This window comes from Lysinibacillus sp. NPDC098008 (assembly GCF_044760715.1).
Classification (GTDB): Bacteria; Bacillota; Bacilli; order Bacillales_A; family Planococcaceae; genus Lysinibacillus.
In genome coordinates, this window is record NZ_JBIWBA010000032.1 from 1 (window position 1) to 16,111 (window position 16,111).

At 34.7% G+C, this 16,111-nt stretch carries 14 protein-coding genes; 12 read left to right on the top strand and 2 right to left on the bottom strand.

The features are described from left to right. On the bottom strand, positions 1-404 hold a 404-nt coding region (locus ACIQVU_RS18545), incomplete at its 3' end, for a hypothetical protein (protein WP_402896683.1). Between the two features lie 383 nt (positions 405-787). Between ACIQVU_RS18545 and ACIQVU_RS18550 the strand changes: the two genes are divergently transcribed. The 4 genes from ACIQVU_RS18550 to ACIQVU_RS18565 all read left to right on the top strand — a co-directional run bounded on the left by ACIQVU_RS18550 (position 788) and on the right by ACIQVU_RS18565 (position 3,104). After that, complete coding sequence (locus tag ACIQVU_RS18550; protein WP_402896685.1) at positions 788-1,264, top strand: hypothetical protein; 477 nt, start codon at positions 788-790, stop codon at positions 1,262-1,264. A gap of 216 nt (positions 1,265-1,480) precedes the next feature. Next, positions 1,481-1,861, top strand: a complete 381-nt coding sequence (locus ACIQVU_RS18555) for a hypothetical protein (protein ID WP_402896687.1) — start codon at positions 1,481-1,483, stop codon at positions 1,859-1,861. Then, positions 1,858-2,337: a hypothetical protein gene (locus tag ACIQVU_RS18560; RefSeq protein ID WP_402896689.1), complete on the top strand. Its 480-nt coding sequence runs from the start codon at positions 1,858-1,860 to the stop codon at positions 2,335-2,337. The genes ACIQVU_RS18555 and ACIQVU_RS18560 overlap by 4 nt, the downstream gene beginning before the upstream one ends. A gap of 182 nt (positions 2,338-2,519) precedes the next feature. Then, positions 2,520-3,104, top strand: coding sequence for a tyrosine-type recombinase/integrase (locus ACIQVU_RS18565; RefSeq protein ID WP_340803859.1), 585 nt, complete (start codon positions 2,520-2,522; stop codon positions 3,102-3,104). A gap of 74 nt (positions 3,105-3,178) precedes the next feature. Here the strand turns inward: ACIQVU_RS18565 and ACIQVU_RS18570 are convergent, their stop codons facing one another. Then, a complete protein-coding gene (locus ACIQVU_RS18570; RefSeq protein WP_402896691.1) occupies positions 3,179-3,598 on the bottom strand; it encodes a hypothetical protein in 420 nt (139 codons plus the stop codon). A 451-nt stretch (positions 3,599-4,049) separates the two neighbouring features. Here ACIQVU_RS18570 and ACIQVU_RS18575 point away from each other — a divergent pair, with 451 nt between their 5' ends. From ACIQVU_RS18575 to ACIQVU_RS18610, 8 genes are all read left to right on the top strand, one after another. After that, positions 4,050-4,814 (top strand): TnsA endonuclease N-terminal domain-containing protein, encoded by a 765-nt coding sequence (locus ACIQVU_RS18575; protein ID WP_402896693.1) that lies wholly within the window; start codon positions 4,050-4,052, stop codon positions 4,812-4,814. A 9-nt stretch (positions 4,815-4,823) separates the two neighbouring features. Continuing rightward, entirely contained in the window at positions 4,824-6,896 is a 2,073-nt protein-coding gene (locus tag ACIQVU_RS18580; RefSeq protein ID WP_402896695.1) for a Mu transposase C-terminal domain-containing protein, read from the top strand. After that, positions 6,889-8,358, top strand: a complete 1,470-nt coding sequence (locus ACIQVU_RS18585) for an ATP-binding protein (RefSeq protein ID WP_402896697.1) — start codon at positions 6,889-6,891, stop codon at positions 8,356-8,358. The genes ACIQVU_RS18580 and ACIQVU_RS18585 overlap by 8 nt, the downstream gene beginning before the upstream one ends. Then, the gene (locus tag ACIQVU_RS18590; RefSeq protein ID WP_402896699.1) at positions 8,348-9,490 is read left to right on the top strand and encodes a TnsD family Tn7-like transposition protein; all 1,143 of its coding nucleotides are present in this window, start codon (positions 8,348-8,350) and stop codon (positions 9,488-9,490) included. The genes ACIQVU_RS18585 and ACIQVU_RS18590 overlap by 11 nt, the downstream gene beginning before the upstream one ends. Positions 9,491-9,513: 23 nt before the next feature. Continuing rightward, entirely contained in the window at positions 9,514-10,098 is a 585-nt protein-coding gene (locus ACIQVU_RS18595; protein ID WP_402896701.1) for a hypothetical protein, read from the top strand. A gap of 115 nt (positions 10,099-10,213) precedes the next feature. Beyond that, on the top strand, positions 10,214-11,386 hold the full coding sequence (locus tag ACIQVU_RS18600; RefSeq protein WP_402896703.1) for an SIR2 family protein: 1,173 nt from the start codon (positions 10,214-10,216) through the stop codon (positions 11,384-11,386). A 17-nt stretch (positions 11,387-11,403) separates the two neighbouring features. After that, positions 11,404-13,284 carry an ATP-binding protein gene (locus ACIQVU_RS18605; protein ID WP_402896705.1) on the top strand — a complete coding sequence of 627 codons (1,881 nt, stop codon included), beginning with the start codon at positions 11,404-11,406 and terminating at the stop codon, positions 13,282-13,284. A 26-nt stretch (positions 13,285-13,310) separates the two neighbouring features. After that, on the top strand, positions 13,311-14,816 hold the full coding sequence (locus tag ACIQVU_RS18610; RefSeq protein WP_402896707.1) for a hypothetical protein: 1,506 nt from the start codon (positions 13,311-13,313) through the stop codon (positions 14,814-14,816). The last annotated feature ends 1,295 nt before the right edge of the window (positions 14,817-16,111 follow it).

Consider the following 16,111-nt stretch of genomic DNA (forward strand, 5'->3'; position numbering starts at 1 on the left):
TCTTCAAACAAATCCTCTGATATTGAATTTTTAGATGTTTGGTTATGAACATTTAAAAGTTCTCTCTCTGTAATCCAAGTCAAACGTTGCTCCAGCGATAGCGCCATATAGTAGTTAGCAATTGCTATGTCATGCGTTACTGAACCGGAACGATAAAAGTGACCTAAAACACAATGTTTGGAAGCAAACTTTTTCCCTTTGTCTGTTAAAAAGTAAATACGCTCTGTTTGGTTATTGGAGCAAAAAGCTAGTGACTCTTTTATATAGCCATCTTTAATGAAGCATTTAAGCCTACCTTTGCTGATGTAATGTTCGATGTGCTCCAGATTTAAAACACCACATGATTTGAATGCATGGAGTAAGTGCTTGTCTTGTTGTTTGAGATATTTAATGCAATTTGCCATCGAGAATGCACCTCCGAATATAATTTTGAAATTACTTATCCGCGTTCTCGCACCTACGCTCCCGAATAAGTAATGACAAGCTATTGTATGGAAAAGTAGGTGCAAATATAACACTATGTAGAAATTGCAGTGCTTTATTTAAGAGTTATCCGGTATTAAGTGAAATGCATGATATAAGCACACAAAAAAATAGATAGAACATATTTTTTGTCGTACAAAGTAATAATTTGCAATGAGTTTGTATAAGATAAAAAACCAAAAAATATGGAGCTGTAATTAAATGCAATACAAAAGTGCATTAGAAAAAGGTAGAACATGTTTTTTGGAATAGTTTGTAGAGCACTTGTATAAAATAAAAAATCAAAAGTGAGGAGGTGGTTATTTTGTCGATTGAAGATTATTTGAACTTGGAGATTGAAGAGCAAGTTAGGTGGTTAAACAAGCAGCGAGCTATGAAGCAGCTTAAGGTAATTGCAGAGGAAATGGGCGTTGGAGCCTACGTTCTTGAGAAGCCAATCAAATCTGCTGGATACAAATATGATAGCAACCGTAAAAGATATGTGTTGCAACGGCAGGAACTGGATGAGATTCAGCAAGATACGTTGCAGTTTTTGGAAGACAATTTAGACATTTTAAAGGGCTTAATTTTACAAGCTGGGCAATCCGAAGATGAGCAACGATTGGTTATTGACCCTTTGCTTTTAGCTAATCGAACATATAAACCAATTAGCTTGAGAATACAAGAGGATGTCTACAAACGATTCTCGGAACTCTTCCAAAGGCAATATCAACATTACAAGATGCAAGACATCGTTTCGCAGGCATTACTAGAGTTTTGCGAACGCTATGAACAAAAATGAATGTTTGGAAGGTAACATTGAAATGAATAAAAATACATAAAATTCATTTCTCGTTTTGGGTGTTCACTTGAAAACATTCGATTTTAAAGGGTTTTTTATTTTTGTTCTATTTATTTTTTGCATAAAAATATGCATAAAATACTTGCGTGAAAATAGAACGTATGTTTTAATGTTGACTATAATCATCAATCGATTTAAGGAAGGTGAGGTTAACTATTGGAAAACAGAGGTTTTGACACATTATCAAACGAACATTACAGCGAGTTATTCTTTGGTGATATCGGGCTAGTAGAAATGAAGTATAGAGTTTTCTGTGGTACGAAAGAGATTGATTGTGTGGCGTGGTTAAATGAACAACTAGGAATCACAAACACTAAAAAATCGAAGCACGCAGAGAGAGAAATGCTAGGCGAATTATTGCTAGATAAAAAGTTTAAGCTTTTTGTTGACCAGCAATTAACATCGCTACAGGAAGACGCCAAAGAGTACTACAAACAAAAAATTACGCAGGCACATACAGAGTTTCAGAAATATATTGCTGAAAAATTTGGTGTGCTTGAAGAAAAAATCAAACAGAACTTGGAGGAACGGAAATGAAAAATAAAATTGAGAACAAGCAAGTAGAAATGGTGAAAACAAACATTGAGCTGACTAGCAATGAAGTAGTTACTTATTCACCGGGCGTAGTGTTTGGACCATACGATACAATTGCTATTGATACACTATTAGATATAGAAGGTGTTTCATATATCTTTCAGTTTGGCATTACTAGGAATGAAGAAGAACTTTTAATTTTAGCAACTTGCCAAGATACAGATATTAGAAACCTAATCCCTAAATATCCTAGTCTACTTGAGGACATGATGAATCATGAGTTAATTTACAATATGCTAACAGCATCTTTTGATAAAGCAATTCTTGATATATATAGTGAAATAAACCAAGAATTACTTGAAGCGGAGTCAGTTCATTTTGAAGGTGTGTCACTAAATGATAATGCTGAAAAAAATATCCTAGAATTAGAAGAGATGTTCCATGGTACAGAATATCCAAGACGTTGGATTTTTGAATAACGCCCTAGAGAGCCCGACCATATTTTATGGTTCGGGTTTTCCGGATTTGTTTAATGTATGCTTTTGAGCAAAAGGATACCTATAAAATGTTGAGTTAATAGCATCTTTAATTTTAGGCGAGTGTTAATGTATCCTTTTCGAATTTTAAAATGAAAACCATACATATTTATTGAGGTGATTGGATGGCGAATTTAAAAGCAAAAAAAGGTATGTTGATTGATGTACAGCCGTTAAAAACGAAAGTTGAAATTCATAATATGTTGGAAGCGCTTGGAATGTCAAAAGAGTTCGGCTTGCGGAACCAGCTGCTATTTAAATTAGGAATTTCCACAGGCTTACGCTGCGGTGATTTAGTGTCCTTAAAAGTAGAGCAAGTAAAAGGAAGAAGTTCATTTAAAATTCGTGAAGGTAAAACTCAAAAAGAACGTACAGTGTATTTAAATAGTTTAATGGCGGATATTGCAGATTATATTGAAACGCTTCCTTCAGATGTAGAGTATTTATTCCCAAGCCGTAAAGGTAATGGACATATAACAACAACGCAAGCTTATCGGATAATCACTAAGGCTGGAGAAATGATTGGTAATGTATCAGTAGGAACCCATACGATGCGTAAAACGTTTGGCTACATATACTATCAAGCAACTAAAGATGTAGCGACTTTAATGGAGATATTTAATCATTCATCGCAAAAAACAACGATGAGGTATTTGGGGCTTACAGCAGAAAGCATCGAAAATAGTTTGAAAAAGATTTCGTTCTTTTAATTGAATGAAATTATAAAAGTAAAACAGCTCCCCGCAATGTTCCTAGAGCATATGCGGGGAGCTGTTTAATAGGTTTAATAGCTAATCATTCTTTTTTGGAAATGACTAAACTCGCTGTTCATTGGTTGGAAACCTAAGTTTACCATTAGGAATTTAAAATCATCAAAGCAGTTTTCAATTAAAAGGTTTGTGTAATTGTTTTTCTTTGCATAGAAATATATTGCACTTACGAATTCTTCAATAAATAAGGGATTTTGATTTAAAGGTGCAAAGCCAGCGATAACAAGAGTTTTTAAATCGATTTGTGTACGCAACATAAAGGTAGTTCCGCAATAGTAGATGAATAAACGGTCCCCTGTATAGTTTATTTCTATCGGTTCGCCATTAGCATCAATTTTACAGAAGTTAATGATGGCAGCGAATTCTTCTAAGGTAAATCGTTCCCACTCATCAGGTGATAAAGAAGCTCGCAATTTTTTATGTTTAAGATTCATAGTTTTAATTTCCTTTCGTTAGCGGAATTAAAGCCAGTGTAAATCTATTAGTATTAACAATCAATCGTGGCAAATGGACTAGTGTTGATAACAATTTGCTTTTTTATGTTTCATATAAAATAAGTGCTTGTAGAGTGAATAATATAGTAAACAAAAAATAAAAACGCATCCTTTTTAGACTGTTAAATCAAGCTTTTAATTAGTCGTATGTTTTAGAGTGTAAATATTTTAGTAATCAAAAAATCATCAAAAAAAGTGTAATGTTTTTTTCACTCAATTTTTAAAATTTGTTATAATAAATTTGTGCACAGAGATAATTAAGTGCTGTCAAAATCATAAATGAAATCTGCTTATAAGCATCCATGCTTGTATGTAACATTCTGTTTTTAAAAAAACGGTCTTTGTTACATATATGTCATGGGTGCTTTTTTTGACGTTTTAGGAGGTTAAAATGCAGAACGCGAAGGTAAAGCGATTTATTAAGGAAGGTAGAGGACAGGGAACGGGGAAAGATTATATTCCATGGGTGAAAACTTCCGATTATTCAAGCAAGGGGAGAGCTACTCGTATTCAAGGAATAAAAACGAAGCGTATCCATCATCTTCATTCAGACAACCAGCTTCGTGCGTTTTTAATATTTGAGCATAGCGAGGCGGTTCTTGATATTCGTGAAAGCTATCCATTGTTAGATTTAATGGAGGTGATTGATGATAAGGAAGGGCTACGGCTAGATAAGTTTACTGATGCAGATGGCTATCCGTTAATTATATGTACTACGTTTTTATTAACAGTGCGGGGAGAAGGCGGGGAAGAAAGGTTGATTGCGCGGACTGTAAAAAATACGAGTGAGTTAGCCAAGAAAATTACGCTCGAAAAATTAGAGATTGAGCGACGATATTGGGAAGCGCGGGGGGTAGATTGGAAAATAATCACGGAGAAGCAGCTACCGCGACAGCTCTGCGAAAATATTGAATGGTGTCGAGAAACGCTACTACAGGATATGCAGGAAGATGGATTAGCAAATGCATTATTAGCTTATATACAAAATAACACCTCTATACCAATTAAATTGCTATTAAATGAATTCGAATATGAGGAGGGACTAGAGCCGGGGAAAGCGTTATGGCTCTTTCGCTATTTATTGGCGACAAAATGTTTAGAAGTAAACATTGAAAATGCAATTAATCTTGCTGCAACGCTAGAGGAGTTAAAGTAGGAGGTCATTATGAATTTGGTTGTTAATCAGTTATTTAAGCATGGTAATGGCAATGTCATTCGTGTGCTGCATATTAATCAATTAGCTAATGTTATCTACGTTATTAATATGGAAGGAAATCGTTGGTGTTATCCAATGCAGTCGAAGGATTTAATAGAGGCGATTCATTCAAAAGAGTGGATTGAGGTTCCCGATACGTATATTCGTACTGTCCCAGAAGAGCAATTAAGCGAGAAGGAACGAGAAAAGCGGGATAAGGCGTGGGAAATGGTAACAGCGTTTTTGCAGGAACTAGATAATGAAGAGTTCGCGTTTATCGGGAGCTACCGCAAGCCGGCAATTGATAAAGTGTTATGTAAATACCAGATAAGCTACAACGGATTTAAAGCGTTGTTATTGAAATATTGGCGTGGTGGTAGTACAAAAAATAGCTTGTTGCCTAATTATTATAAATGCGGGTCAACCGGGAAGATTCGTAATTTATCTGGCAAGAAAGTAGGAAGACCGAGTAAGAAAGGCCGCGATTGCGGCATCAATGTAGACGAAAAAGTAAAACGCCAATTTAGAGCTGCTTTAAATAAGTACTATTACAACGAACGTAATAACAGCTTGAAATTCGTTTATGAAATGGTTTTAAAGGATTATTACACAGTTGATTCAGTAAATGAGAATGGTGTGTCGATACCTATTTTGGATAAAGCAGTACCAACGTATAATCAATTCCTTTATTGGTTCAAACGATTGAATGATACAAAAAAGGAGATTATCCAACGTCAAGGTATGCGTAACTACCAGCAAAATCATCGAGCAATCATTGGCACGTCTACAAGTGAGGGATGGCAGTTTGATTCCACGCAATTTGACGTTTACCTTGTGAGTTCTACAAACCGTAATGTAATTGTTGGTCGTCCTACGCTGCATATGGCTGTATGTGCATTTACTCGTATGATAATGGGCTTCTGTATTTCCTTTGAATCGTTGAATGGATATGGCGGAGAAATGTTAGCGCTATATAACGCGATGACTTCTAAAAAGGAATTTTGCAAGCGGTACGGCATTGAAATAGATGATAGTGAATGGGCGTTTGGCGTACCGAGCAAAATACTGACTGACCAAGGAGCTTTAGAAGGGAAGCGGATAGAGCATGCAATTGAGCAGTTAGGCATCGTCATTCAGCAAACCCCGCCGTATCACGCTGATTATAAAGGGATTATAGAACAAGCCTTTGAGCAGCTTAACGTTAAAATAAAGCCTTTTGCTGATGGTGTAGTGATTAAAGGCAATCAAGCAAAAGAGCGTGGTCAAAAGGATTATCGCTTGCAGGCTACGATGACAATTGATGAATTTACGAAAGTAGTGATTAAGACGGTGCTGTTCCACAATAACCATCATGTATTGAAGGATTATGTGCTGACAGAAGAAATGATTGAACTAGGTGTAGAGAAGATACCGATTAAGCTTTGGGACTACTATGTTAACCACTATAAGGGAAGCGTGCGAATACTACCAGAGGAATTAATTCGGATTAATCTCTTGCCAACGGATACAGGGACTTTGACTGCTCGTGGCGTGTCATTCAAGAAAATGTTATATGCTTCGCCAGAATTATTAGCTGCGGGACACATGGTAGAAGCTCGCGTGAACGGTAGCAAGAAGGTGAAAATATGCTACAACCCATTGGATATATCGGAAATCTATATGTATGCGGAGGGCGGGCAGCTTCAAAAGCTTACTTTATTGGAGCATCTAGTTGCTTATAAAGGTAAAGGATTAGATGAAGTAACGGCTCTTAAAGAATATGAGCAAGATAAGGACCGCAAGAACAAAGAGCAGGAATTACAAGCGAAGATGAAGTTATATGAAGAACTTGAAGAAATCGTGAACATGGCGAGAGAAGAAAGCGCGGCAGAACGTGACCCGAATTTGTCGAAGGCGCAAAGGATTAGAGGCATTAAGGATAATCAGCAAGTGGAACGAATGCTGCAACGGGAAATCTTGCGTGAGCCAAAAGTGGAAGAACCAGAGGAGTTGGTAGATGAATTTGATGAGTTTGCGATATTTAGAGGTGAGATGAATGAATAAAATCTATTTAGAAAACGGTATGGATGCTGTACAAGCGACCTATCATGAATCACCGTTAGAGGAATATAACAGTAATCCATTTATTCAAGCGTTGCCACCATTAGTGACTAAGCAAGGCATTATTGATAGTTTAGCAATGCCAATTTCATTTGATGAATCGGAACGGGATTATGACAGTGCTTTTCGTCTTCATATGGTCCAGCGGTTATACAAACTATTTCAACCGTTACCTCGTCATTTAGATGTTTGGAACACAACATTTTCGTTGCTTTATCAGGGCTATATTTCGCGTAATCCATTTGATAAGGACTATATTCGCCAACGTAATCAAATGGGCAAGGAGATTATTAACAAAAGTTTTGATATAAACAATCAAACGACGTTTCGGACAACTGCAAGCTGTGCCACTTTAATAGGTTACTCTGGCATGGGTAAGACTAGCTCTGTACAGCGAGTATTAAATAATATTCCACAAGTGATTGTGCATAACGAATATAAGGGGCAACAGTTTAATCAGTTACAGCTAACTCATTTAATATTGCAAACGCCACATTCATCTAGCTTGAAGGCTTTAACATTACAGTTTTTCATGAAAGTGGATGAAATTCTTGGGACGAGTAACTATAAGCGAAACGTGTCTAAAAATACGTCCGTAGATGCGATGCTTCCCCAAATGGGACAGGTAGCAAATAACATTGGCTTAGGTCTGTTAGTCATAGATGAAATTCAGCATTTGCAGAACCGAGCCATCAAACAAATGATGAACTATTTTGTGACGTTAATGAATTCATTTGGTGTACCTATTTTATTTATAGGTACGCCCGCTGCTTACTCAATTTTTCAACAGGAGTTTCGCATTGCTCGGCGTGTAAGTGGGAATGGTGAAATTAGCTGGAACAACATGGAGAACGGTAAGGAGTTTCGTTTCTTTTTAGAGTCTTTATGGCGGTATCAGTGGACGCAAGTTTTTACGCCATTAACGGATGAGATGGTCGTGACATTTTATGAGCATACGCAAGGTGTATCGGACTTAATCGTTAAGCTCTTTGCCAATGTACAAGTAATGGCTATCTCTATGGGGAAAGAGGAATTTACTGCAAGCATGGTTCGGAAGGTGGCTAAAGAACAATTTAAGTTAATGCAGCCGATGATTGATGCCATTAAATCTAAAAATCCGTACAAAATGCATCAATATGAGGATTTACGAAAGATAGAATTGGAACAGAAAGCCCAACCTGTTAAACAAACCGCTGTTAGTCCTGTGAAAATAGTGAAACAACCAATTGCTATTAAAAATCAGCAGCCTATAAAGGTGACACAAGAATATATCTATAAAGAGGATGACATCCGTTTTAACTATCAAAAAGCGGTAGATGCAAATAATATGTATGATGCTTTAGTCAAACAAGGCTATATAGAGGATATGAAGTACTGGATTGGAGGTGTTGGGGATGTTAAATAATTTCCCAACTCTCTACCCAGACGAGCTGTTTTATAGCGCTCTTGCAAGATACAAACAGGCGAATGCTATCGACAGCAAGCTAGCGTTAGAAAGAGATGTATATGGAATCGAGCGGCATCGTAAAGTAGGAAAGTCTGTTTATTTTCCACAGAGGCTTGGACCTTTTATTGAAAGGCTACCATTCTGCACGAATTTATCAGCAGACAAGTTAATTTGGGAACATACAATGTTTTCATTTTATACAGCGTTTATGACTAAGGAGAAGACGACTGCAATATACAATGCGATGAAATGCGGGAACCGGATGAGTATTGAGAATATGGTCGGCATCCCGATGTCTAAAATTAAAACGCCACAGTTTTTGAGATACTGCCCCTGCTGCTACGAAGAAGACTTAAACAATTTTGGAGAGAGCTATTGGCGTAGGTTGCCACAAGTTCCCGGAGTGTTATATTGTCCAATCCATCAAGTGCTTTATATGGAAAGCCCGGTAGATATAGCAAAAGAGAGTTTAGATTATATTTGTGCAGATGATGATGTATGTAGTGCGACTTTATCCAATGATGAAGTTGAAGTGTATAAAGAATTCGATGAGCGATACGTTCAAAATGTACAATGGCTCATGCAAAATCGAATTCGTTTGCCACAGAATTATATGAGTAGCTTCTATATAGATAGATTGAGAGCAGCAGAACTAACATCTTATGTTGGCAATATAAAAATGACCGAATTCCTTGAAGTTTTTCAAGCATATTATCCAGAGGGTTATTTAGAAATGATGCAGAGCGCGGTCAACTTAGAAGAAAGAAACAATTGGCTGAAGCTATTTATAAGGAACACAGCTAAAAATAGAAGCCCTTTGCGACATTTGCTAATGCTTCAGTTCTTAAATGTACCGTTAGATAAATTATTCGAGCTAGAGCCGGTCATCGGAAAGCGAGAAAGAAAAAGAAGCAATCGCGTACCGATTTACTCAAGCGAAGAACGAAAAGAACAATGGTTAATGTTACTTAGTGAACATTCAAATGCAAATCGCAAAGAATTGAGCCGAATAAATAATGGTTTATTTGCATGGCTGCGTATTCATGAGCGTGAGTGGTTTGATGAGGTAACGCCAAAAGGTAAAGGTTAATTAATAATTTAGGAGATGAAATTATGAAATTGCTTACTCAAGCTATGGAAATACATAGAGAAAGCATAAATTACTTTAATGATTTTTATACAGGTGAATGGGAGGGAAATGAAAACAAGCTCATTCTTGCAATAATAACTTCGTTAAAATCAAGTGAACTCTATATAAGATATTTATTGTGTAGTAAGTCTAATCTGCTTTTATTCAAAAATATGTCCGATGAGCTAGTAAGTAAAATGATAAGCGGAGAGTATCAGGGAACGGGTATTTTAAAGCATAAAATCACCTTTGAAGAAGCCGTGACTCTTTTTGATAAATTTTACGATTGTGAATTTGGTAAAGGGGGGATTAAATGTTACTATGTTCGATTAAGCAACTGGCTGGACAAATTGCATTATAATGACTTTAATAATGAAATTAATTATTTAAAGCTAATAAGAGATATTTTAAGTGTGTATTTTTTCATGGAACTTTTTATTAGCTATATGTATGATTTAGAGTTGATTGAAGAAAATAAAGATTTAAATGAGATACTGGCTAGATATGAAGAGTTGAATACAGATTTCCATGAAAAAAACCTAGGAGTAATTTTGGGGATGGGATTTTAAAATAATAGATTAAATTATAAAGGCTTTTAGTGAGTTAAATTAACTACGCTAAAAGTCTTTATTGTTCACCTGAATGAATGGTTATATATGTTATAATGTTGTATATATTTAACAGGTGGTGATTATCATTCATAAAGGTAACGCATTAGATGTTATGTTGAAATATGTGTGTTCTGGGAATATCAATTTTATTATTGGGTCAGGCGCTTCTTTTCCAGCAATCAAAACGTTAGGAAATTTAGAAGAGGATATTACATCGTTAGTAGCACAACATAGCAAAGAACCGATGGGGAATTTTAAAGAAGAAATAGCTAAAAAGATTAATGGATTTATTATGGACTCTATTATTCCTAATAAAATGTTAATGAGATTAATTAAACCGAGTAAAAATAATAAATTTAGATACCGTCTTGTAAGAGTAGAAAAAAGATTTAGATTGAATGAAATGTCTGAGGGAATCATTAACTATCTTATTAATATTAAACGGGCTTTGGTAAATTATCGAAAATTTATCCGAATTATATATGAGCTATTGTTAATGAGAGCTAATGATAAATATCCTAAAAAAATTAATATTTTCACTACGAACTATGATTTGTTTTTCGAAGCTGCATGTGAATTGTTAGATATTCCTTACAATGAAGGTGGTAACGGGTATATCAGAAGAACATTCAGTACTAAAAATTTTCAAAAAAAGATTATTAGATTGAGTGACTACTATTCTTACTCTTATGAGGAACCGATTATAAATATTTTAAAATTACATGGTTCAGTAAATTGGTCTATTGGGAAATCGGATATCGAAATCAAAAATGCAGTAGTTTTAAGAGATGTAGATACAGAGCATATAAATGAAAGAGGACATATAACAAATCTAAATGTACCTATTATTTTACCTACAAAACAAAAATTTGTTAGAACGCTTTTGGAACATATTTATTATGATATGTCGCGATTTTATGCTAACGAACTTGAACGGGAACAAAGCGTATTATTCTGTTTTGGGTTTTCATTTGCTGATGAGCATATTCGTTCTATTACAAAACGAGCATTAGGTAATCCAAGTTTAACATTGATTATTTTTCCGTTTAGTATTAAAGACGAAATAGATTTATACCATTTATTTAAGAGTTATAACAATGTAAAGATAGTCAGACTTGAAAAATCGTCGGATGAAATTGATGTTAGATTTGTTGATAAACCTATAGATGCTGATAAGCGGATTAACATAGATTTTACTGCTTTCATTTCTCTATTTGAAGAACTTAAAGCGAAAGCCAAAAATTAGAGGGTGAGTTTAAGTTAATGAAGAATGTACTAGCTGAAAAAGCATTTTCAAAAATAGGAAAAGTATTTGAGATTAACGGGAGGAATGTAATAGTAAAGGTAGATAGTCATCTGAGAAAAAGTAACTTATTCCATAACGGTAATATATACAAGAATATAGGTATCGGTGGATTAATGAAAATCGAAAAAGATTATATAGTAATTATAGGTAAAGTTATAAAGGAGTATTTAAAGGAAATCAGAGTTCAAGACAATATTATTGAAGAACGTTTTTTAGAATTGTCGGTCATAGGGAATATCTATCAAGGTAAATTAAAACGCGGGTTAGCAGAATTACCAAATTTATTTAATGAAGTATTTATTTTATCGGAAGGCGATATTAATAAAATCTATGAAGTGAATGATGAGCATTATATTAACTTGGGTAATTCGATATTTGATGATATATCTATAAAAGTTGGAATAAATAAGTTGTTTGCTAGTCATATAGGGATTTTTGGTAATACGGGAAGTGGTAAGTCTAATACGCTTTCTTATGTTTTAAGAAGTTTAAATGAAAAGTTGCCAGCTGTTGCCTATTCTAAGTCTAAATTTATCTTATTAGATTTTAACGGTGAATATACTAATGGAGAAAGTATTGCTGATAATAAATACAATATTAATTTATCTACAAGAAGTGTGTCTGAAAAACTTACTATTAAAGAAGATTGGTTAGACGAAGAATTTTGGAGTATATTGTTGCAAGCTACGGAAAAGACACAAAAGCCGTTTATTAAAAGGACCCTAGATTTAGTAGAACACTTTAAAAAAGACGATAAGCAAGAAATGATGCGTCACATTAAAAATGCATTAACGAAAGTTATGGATGCTATGATATCGACTCCAACATTCACTAAAAAAGAATATGATATCCTTCTTAATTTATTTAATGCAATTAAGAGTTTCTTCGAAGTCACAGACCCTTATCGATATGCTAGTTTAAATAGGAATTATCAATTATATAGTAATGGTAATTCAAATTCGTTATTTAGAAAGGCTTTTGAAACAGATACATCGTATGTCGTCCATAAAAACGGAAATATATATTTTAATGTTAAAGAAAATAGGGAGGCAGAAATTCATAACTTTAGGTCGGATTTATTGAAGTTAGATGTACCCGAACAGATTAATTATTTAAATTTATTTCATTTATGTATGGATTTAAGGATTATCTATGATTTGCGGGATAATTTAATAATTTATGAGAATATTAGTCCTGTATTGATGAGGTTTTATAAGAGGAAAAAAGAAATACATAAGGTTTTTGACTTTGGGAAACAAGATTTTATAGAACTTCATCCAAACCATTTGATATACAGTATATCTCTGAAAGAATTAAACATCGATATGAAGAAGATGATACCTTTATTAATTGTTAAAAAAATTTATGAAGAGCATAAAGTTAAACAAACAAGCTCAAGTTTGCAAACAATTCATTTAGTGATTGATGAAGCTCATAATATTCTTTCAGAAGACTCGAATCGTGAAAGTGAGCAATGGAAGGATTATAGGTTAGAGGTGTTTGAGGAAGCGATTAAAGAGGGACGGAAATTTGGCGTTTTCTTAATAATTGCAAGTCAACGTCCATCGGATATATCTTCAACGATTGTTTCGCAGCTACATAATCTATTCATACATAGATTGGTAAATGAGTTAGATTTAAGAGCAATTGCTCGCTCGGTATCTTTTATTGATAAACTATCATTTGATTCATTACCAATACTATCTTCTGGTGATGCAATTTTTACTGGTACAGCTACCGAATCACCTGTTCTACTAAAAGTTCCGTTGCTCGACAAAAGCTTACAACCTAAGAGCGAAACTATTGATTTAGAAAAAATATGGTTTGATGATATTTAATATTTTTATAACAGGAGGTGTAGGAAGTGGATAAATTGGACGAGTTTTTGATTCAAGAAGCTAAAGTATATCTAGAAGAGGTAGGCAAGTTGCTTTCTGATTATATAGGTGTAGAAATAACGCTACCGATTGAAGATATTAAAAATAACGGAGATATTGATTTTGGTTTTAGGCTAATAAGTGAAATTAATTTGTCTTTATATGAAGATATCGCTTATAAAATAGCTGGGAACTTAATAGATATTTTAGAAAAAAATATCAACACTGAATGTGAATTAGATTGGTCCTTGTTAGCGACATTACAAAAAGACTTATCACTTTCATTTATATTTAATAAAGAAAAGTTAAAAGATTCTCTCTACAGGTATAAATGTACTGCTTTTTTAGATGATTTATCAATAATCAGTGGTAAAACTTATGAATCAACTTATACAGAATATGGATTTATTTTGTCTGATACTGATGGCTTAAAAGAATTATTAAATCGTTATAGGCTGGAATTAATTGAAATAGAACCTAAAAAAGGAGTGGTATCTTTTTTTGAAACCGAAAAACCCTTTTTAAGATTACTAAATGGGAACAATAATTTAATAGTAGTTGATGAGAATTTTATGGTTATGGGGATTCTACATACCGTAAATCCACAGGAGATATATTTAACGAAAAGTATAATTGATGAAATTTTAGAATATAATTTTATAAAGCATGTGGATGAAATAAAAAGAGAATTCTCTAATAAGATAGAAAAGGTAGAGGAATTAGTAAGTTCGAGTAGTGGAGAGAAACCGGAAGTGGTTAAAGGAATATTAGCCACAATTAATGAAGGTATTAGAACAGCTTTTATAAATACTAGTATTTCTAAAGCGAATTATATTCTTTTCAAAGTATTTGAAAACAAAACATCTATTTATGTAGATGACAGCTTTGTTATTACCTCGAAAAATGGGAATTGGAAAGTACAAAACTATCAAATGTTGCATTATATAATTTTGAACTATTGTTTATTAAGAAATCAATTATTTCTGGTTCTTGGAGACAAGGAAAAGGAAAATGATGTGTTATTGCACATTTCGGGTAGTGTAAAAAAACTGTTTAATCTGATATGTGATTTGTCGAATGAAAGTATTAGTACTTTAATAATAATCAAGGCTGATTCTTATGGGGATTTTGATTTGTCACTAGATACGTCAACTGTTAATGAGAGATTAAAGGAGTTGCCGTTAAGAGCTCCTAATACATCGAAGGAATTTTCTAAGTTAATAAAAAAGGGAGGGCGACACTTTAATATTCAAAATTTAAGCGTAAGTTATTTGAAAAATTTATGTTCAATTGACGGCGCTATAATCTTTGATGATAGCTTAAATATACTTAGTATTGGAGAAGTAATAGAGGTTGGTAATAACGGTAAGGAGTTGTTTGGAACAGGAACAAATGCTTGTCAAGAAGCCTCTAAAAATGCGTTAGCTATTAAGATTTCTGAAGATGGGGATATTAAAGTGTTTATGAAAGGAAAGGAAGTTCTAAAGATATAATGTACTATGTCAGAGCAGAACAAAGTGCTGCTTGATAGAACAAAGGTGTATCAAAAATAGAACAAAGAACTGCTCCGATACTGGAGCAATGAATGAAGAACAGGAGAATCCGCCGTGGATTCTCCTGTTTTTGCGTGTAGAGGGCGTGAGAAGGCGAGAGGAAGGTGAAACGACTATTAATAAGGAAAGGAGCCGAGAAAAGCGTGATACGGGCGCTGGAGGCGTCAGAGAATGTGCGTGGAGAGATGATGGAATGCACCTGTGGTGCTTGCGTGGTGAGGGCGGGGAGATGGCGGGAGAAAGGCAAGGGAAAAGCAGGACTTTATTCTAACGAGAATTAAGTTCTGCTTTTAGTTTGGAAAATAATTGGGAAAATCGGTGATTTTGCGACACAACTTTGTTCTAACTACCAACGGTGCAATGCGGGTTCAGAGCGGGCGAAAAAGCAGAACTTTATTGTTGCTGAACAGTATATGTCCGAGCAGAACAAAGCTTTGCTTGTATAGAACAAAGGTGTATCAAAAATAGAACAAAGAACTGCTCCGATACTGGAGCAATGAATGAAGAACAGGAGAATCCGCCGTGGATTCTCCTGTTTTTGCGTGTAGAGGGCGTGAGAAGGCGAGAGGAAGGTGAAACGACTATTAATAAGGAAAGGAGCCGAGAAAAGCGTGATACGGGCGCTGGAGGCGTCAGAGAATGTGCGTGGAGAGATGATGGACTGCACCTGTGGTGCTTGCGTGGTGAGGGCGGGGAGATTGCGGGAGAAAGGCAAGGGAAAAGCAGGACTTTATTCGAACGAGAATTAAGTTCTGTTTTTGGGTTGGAAAATAATTGGGAAAATCGGTGATTTTGCGACACAACTTTGTTCTAACTACCAACGGTGCAATGCGGGTTCAGAGCGGGCGAAAAAGCAGAACTTTATTGTTACTGAACATAGTTAGAAATTTATTTTTTTGAGGGTTTTGCGGGAGTGGAGAAAAACGAGAATAAAGTGATTGCATAGTTAGAAATAAGTTCTGCTTTGTCGATTAGATACAGCAAACACAGACAAAATAATTACTTTTGGTTTTCGAATGTTACTTGCAATGATTATGTTGGATAAAGTGAAGTAACCATTAATTTCATTTTGACTCTAATTTGTGATGTAAAATGGCAAAGATAGATGGTTTTGTCGTGTACAAGGCGCAACTACGCGATTTGTGATGTAATTAGGCAAGGATAAACAGTTTAACGGAATCAAACATCCTATGAATTTGTGATGTGAAATGGCAAAGATAGATGAGAAAACTATA

Coding starts and splice junctions, on each gene's coding strand:
- ACIQVU_RS18560 (WP_402896689.1), top strand. CDS start 1,858: ATGAAAAATAAAATTGAGAACAAGCAAGTAGAAATGGTGAAAACAAAC.
- ACIQVU_RS18565 (WP_340803859.1), top strand. CDS start 2,520: ATGGCGAATTTAAAAGCAAAAAAAGGTATGTTGATTGATGTACAGCCG.
- ACIQVU_RS18570 (WP_402896691.1), bottom strand. CDS start 3,598: ATGAATCTTAAACATAAAAAATTGCGAGCTTCTTTATCACCTGATGAG.
- ACIQVU_RS18575 (WP_402896693.1), top strand. CDS start 4,050: ATGCAGAACGCGAAGGTAAAGCGATTTATTAAGGAAGGTAGAGGACAG.
- ACIQVU_RS18580 (WP_402896695.1), top strand. CDS start 4,824: ATGAATTTGGTTGTTAATCAGTTATTTAAGCATGGTAATGGCAATGTC.
- ACIQVU_RS18585 (WP_402896697.1), top strand. CDS start 6,889: ATGAATAAAATCTATTTAGAAAACGGTATGGATGCTGTACAAGCGACC.
- ACIQVU_RS18590 (WP_402896699.1), top strand. CDS start 8,348: ATGTTAAATAATTTCCCAACTCTCTACCCAGACGAGCTGTTTTATAGC.
- ACIQVU_RS18595 (WP_402896701.1), top strand. CDS start 9,514: ATGAAATTGCTTACTCAAGCTATGGAAATACATAGAGAAAGCATAAAT.
- ACIQVU_RS18605 (WP_402896705.1), top strand. CDS start 11,404: ATGAAGAATGTACTAGCTGAAAAAGCATTTTCAAAAATAGGAAAAGTA.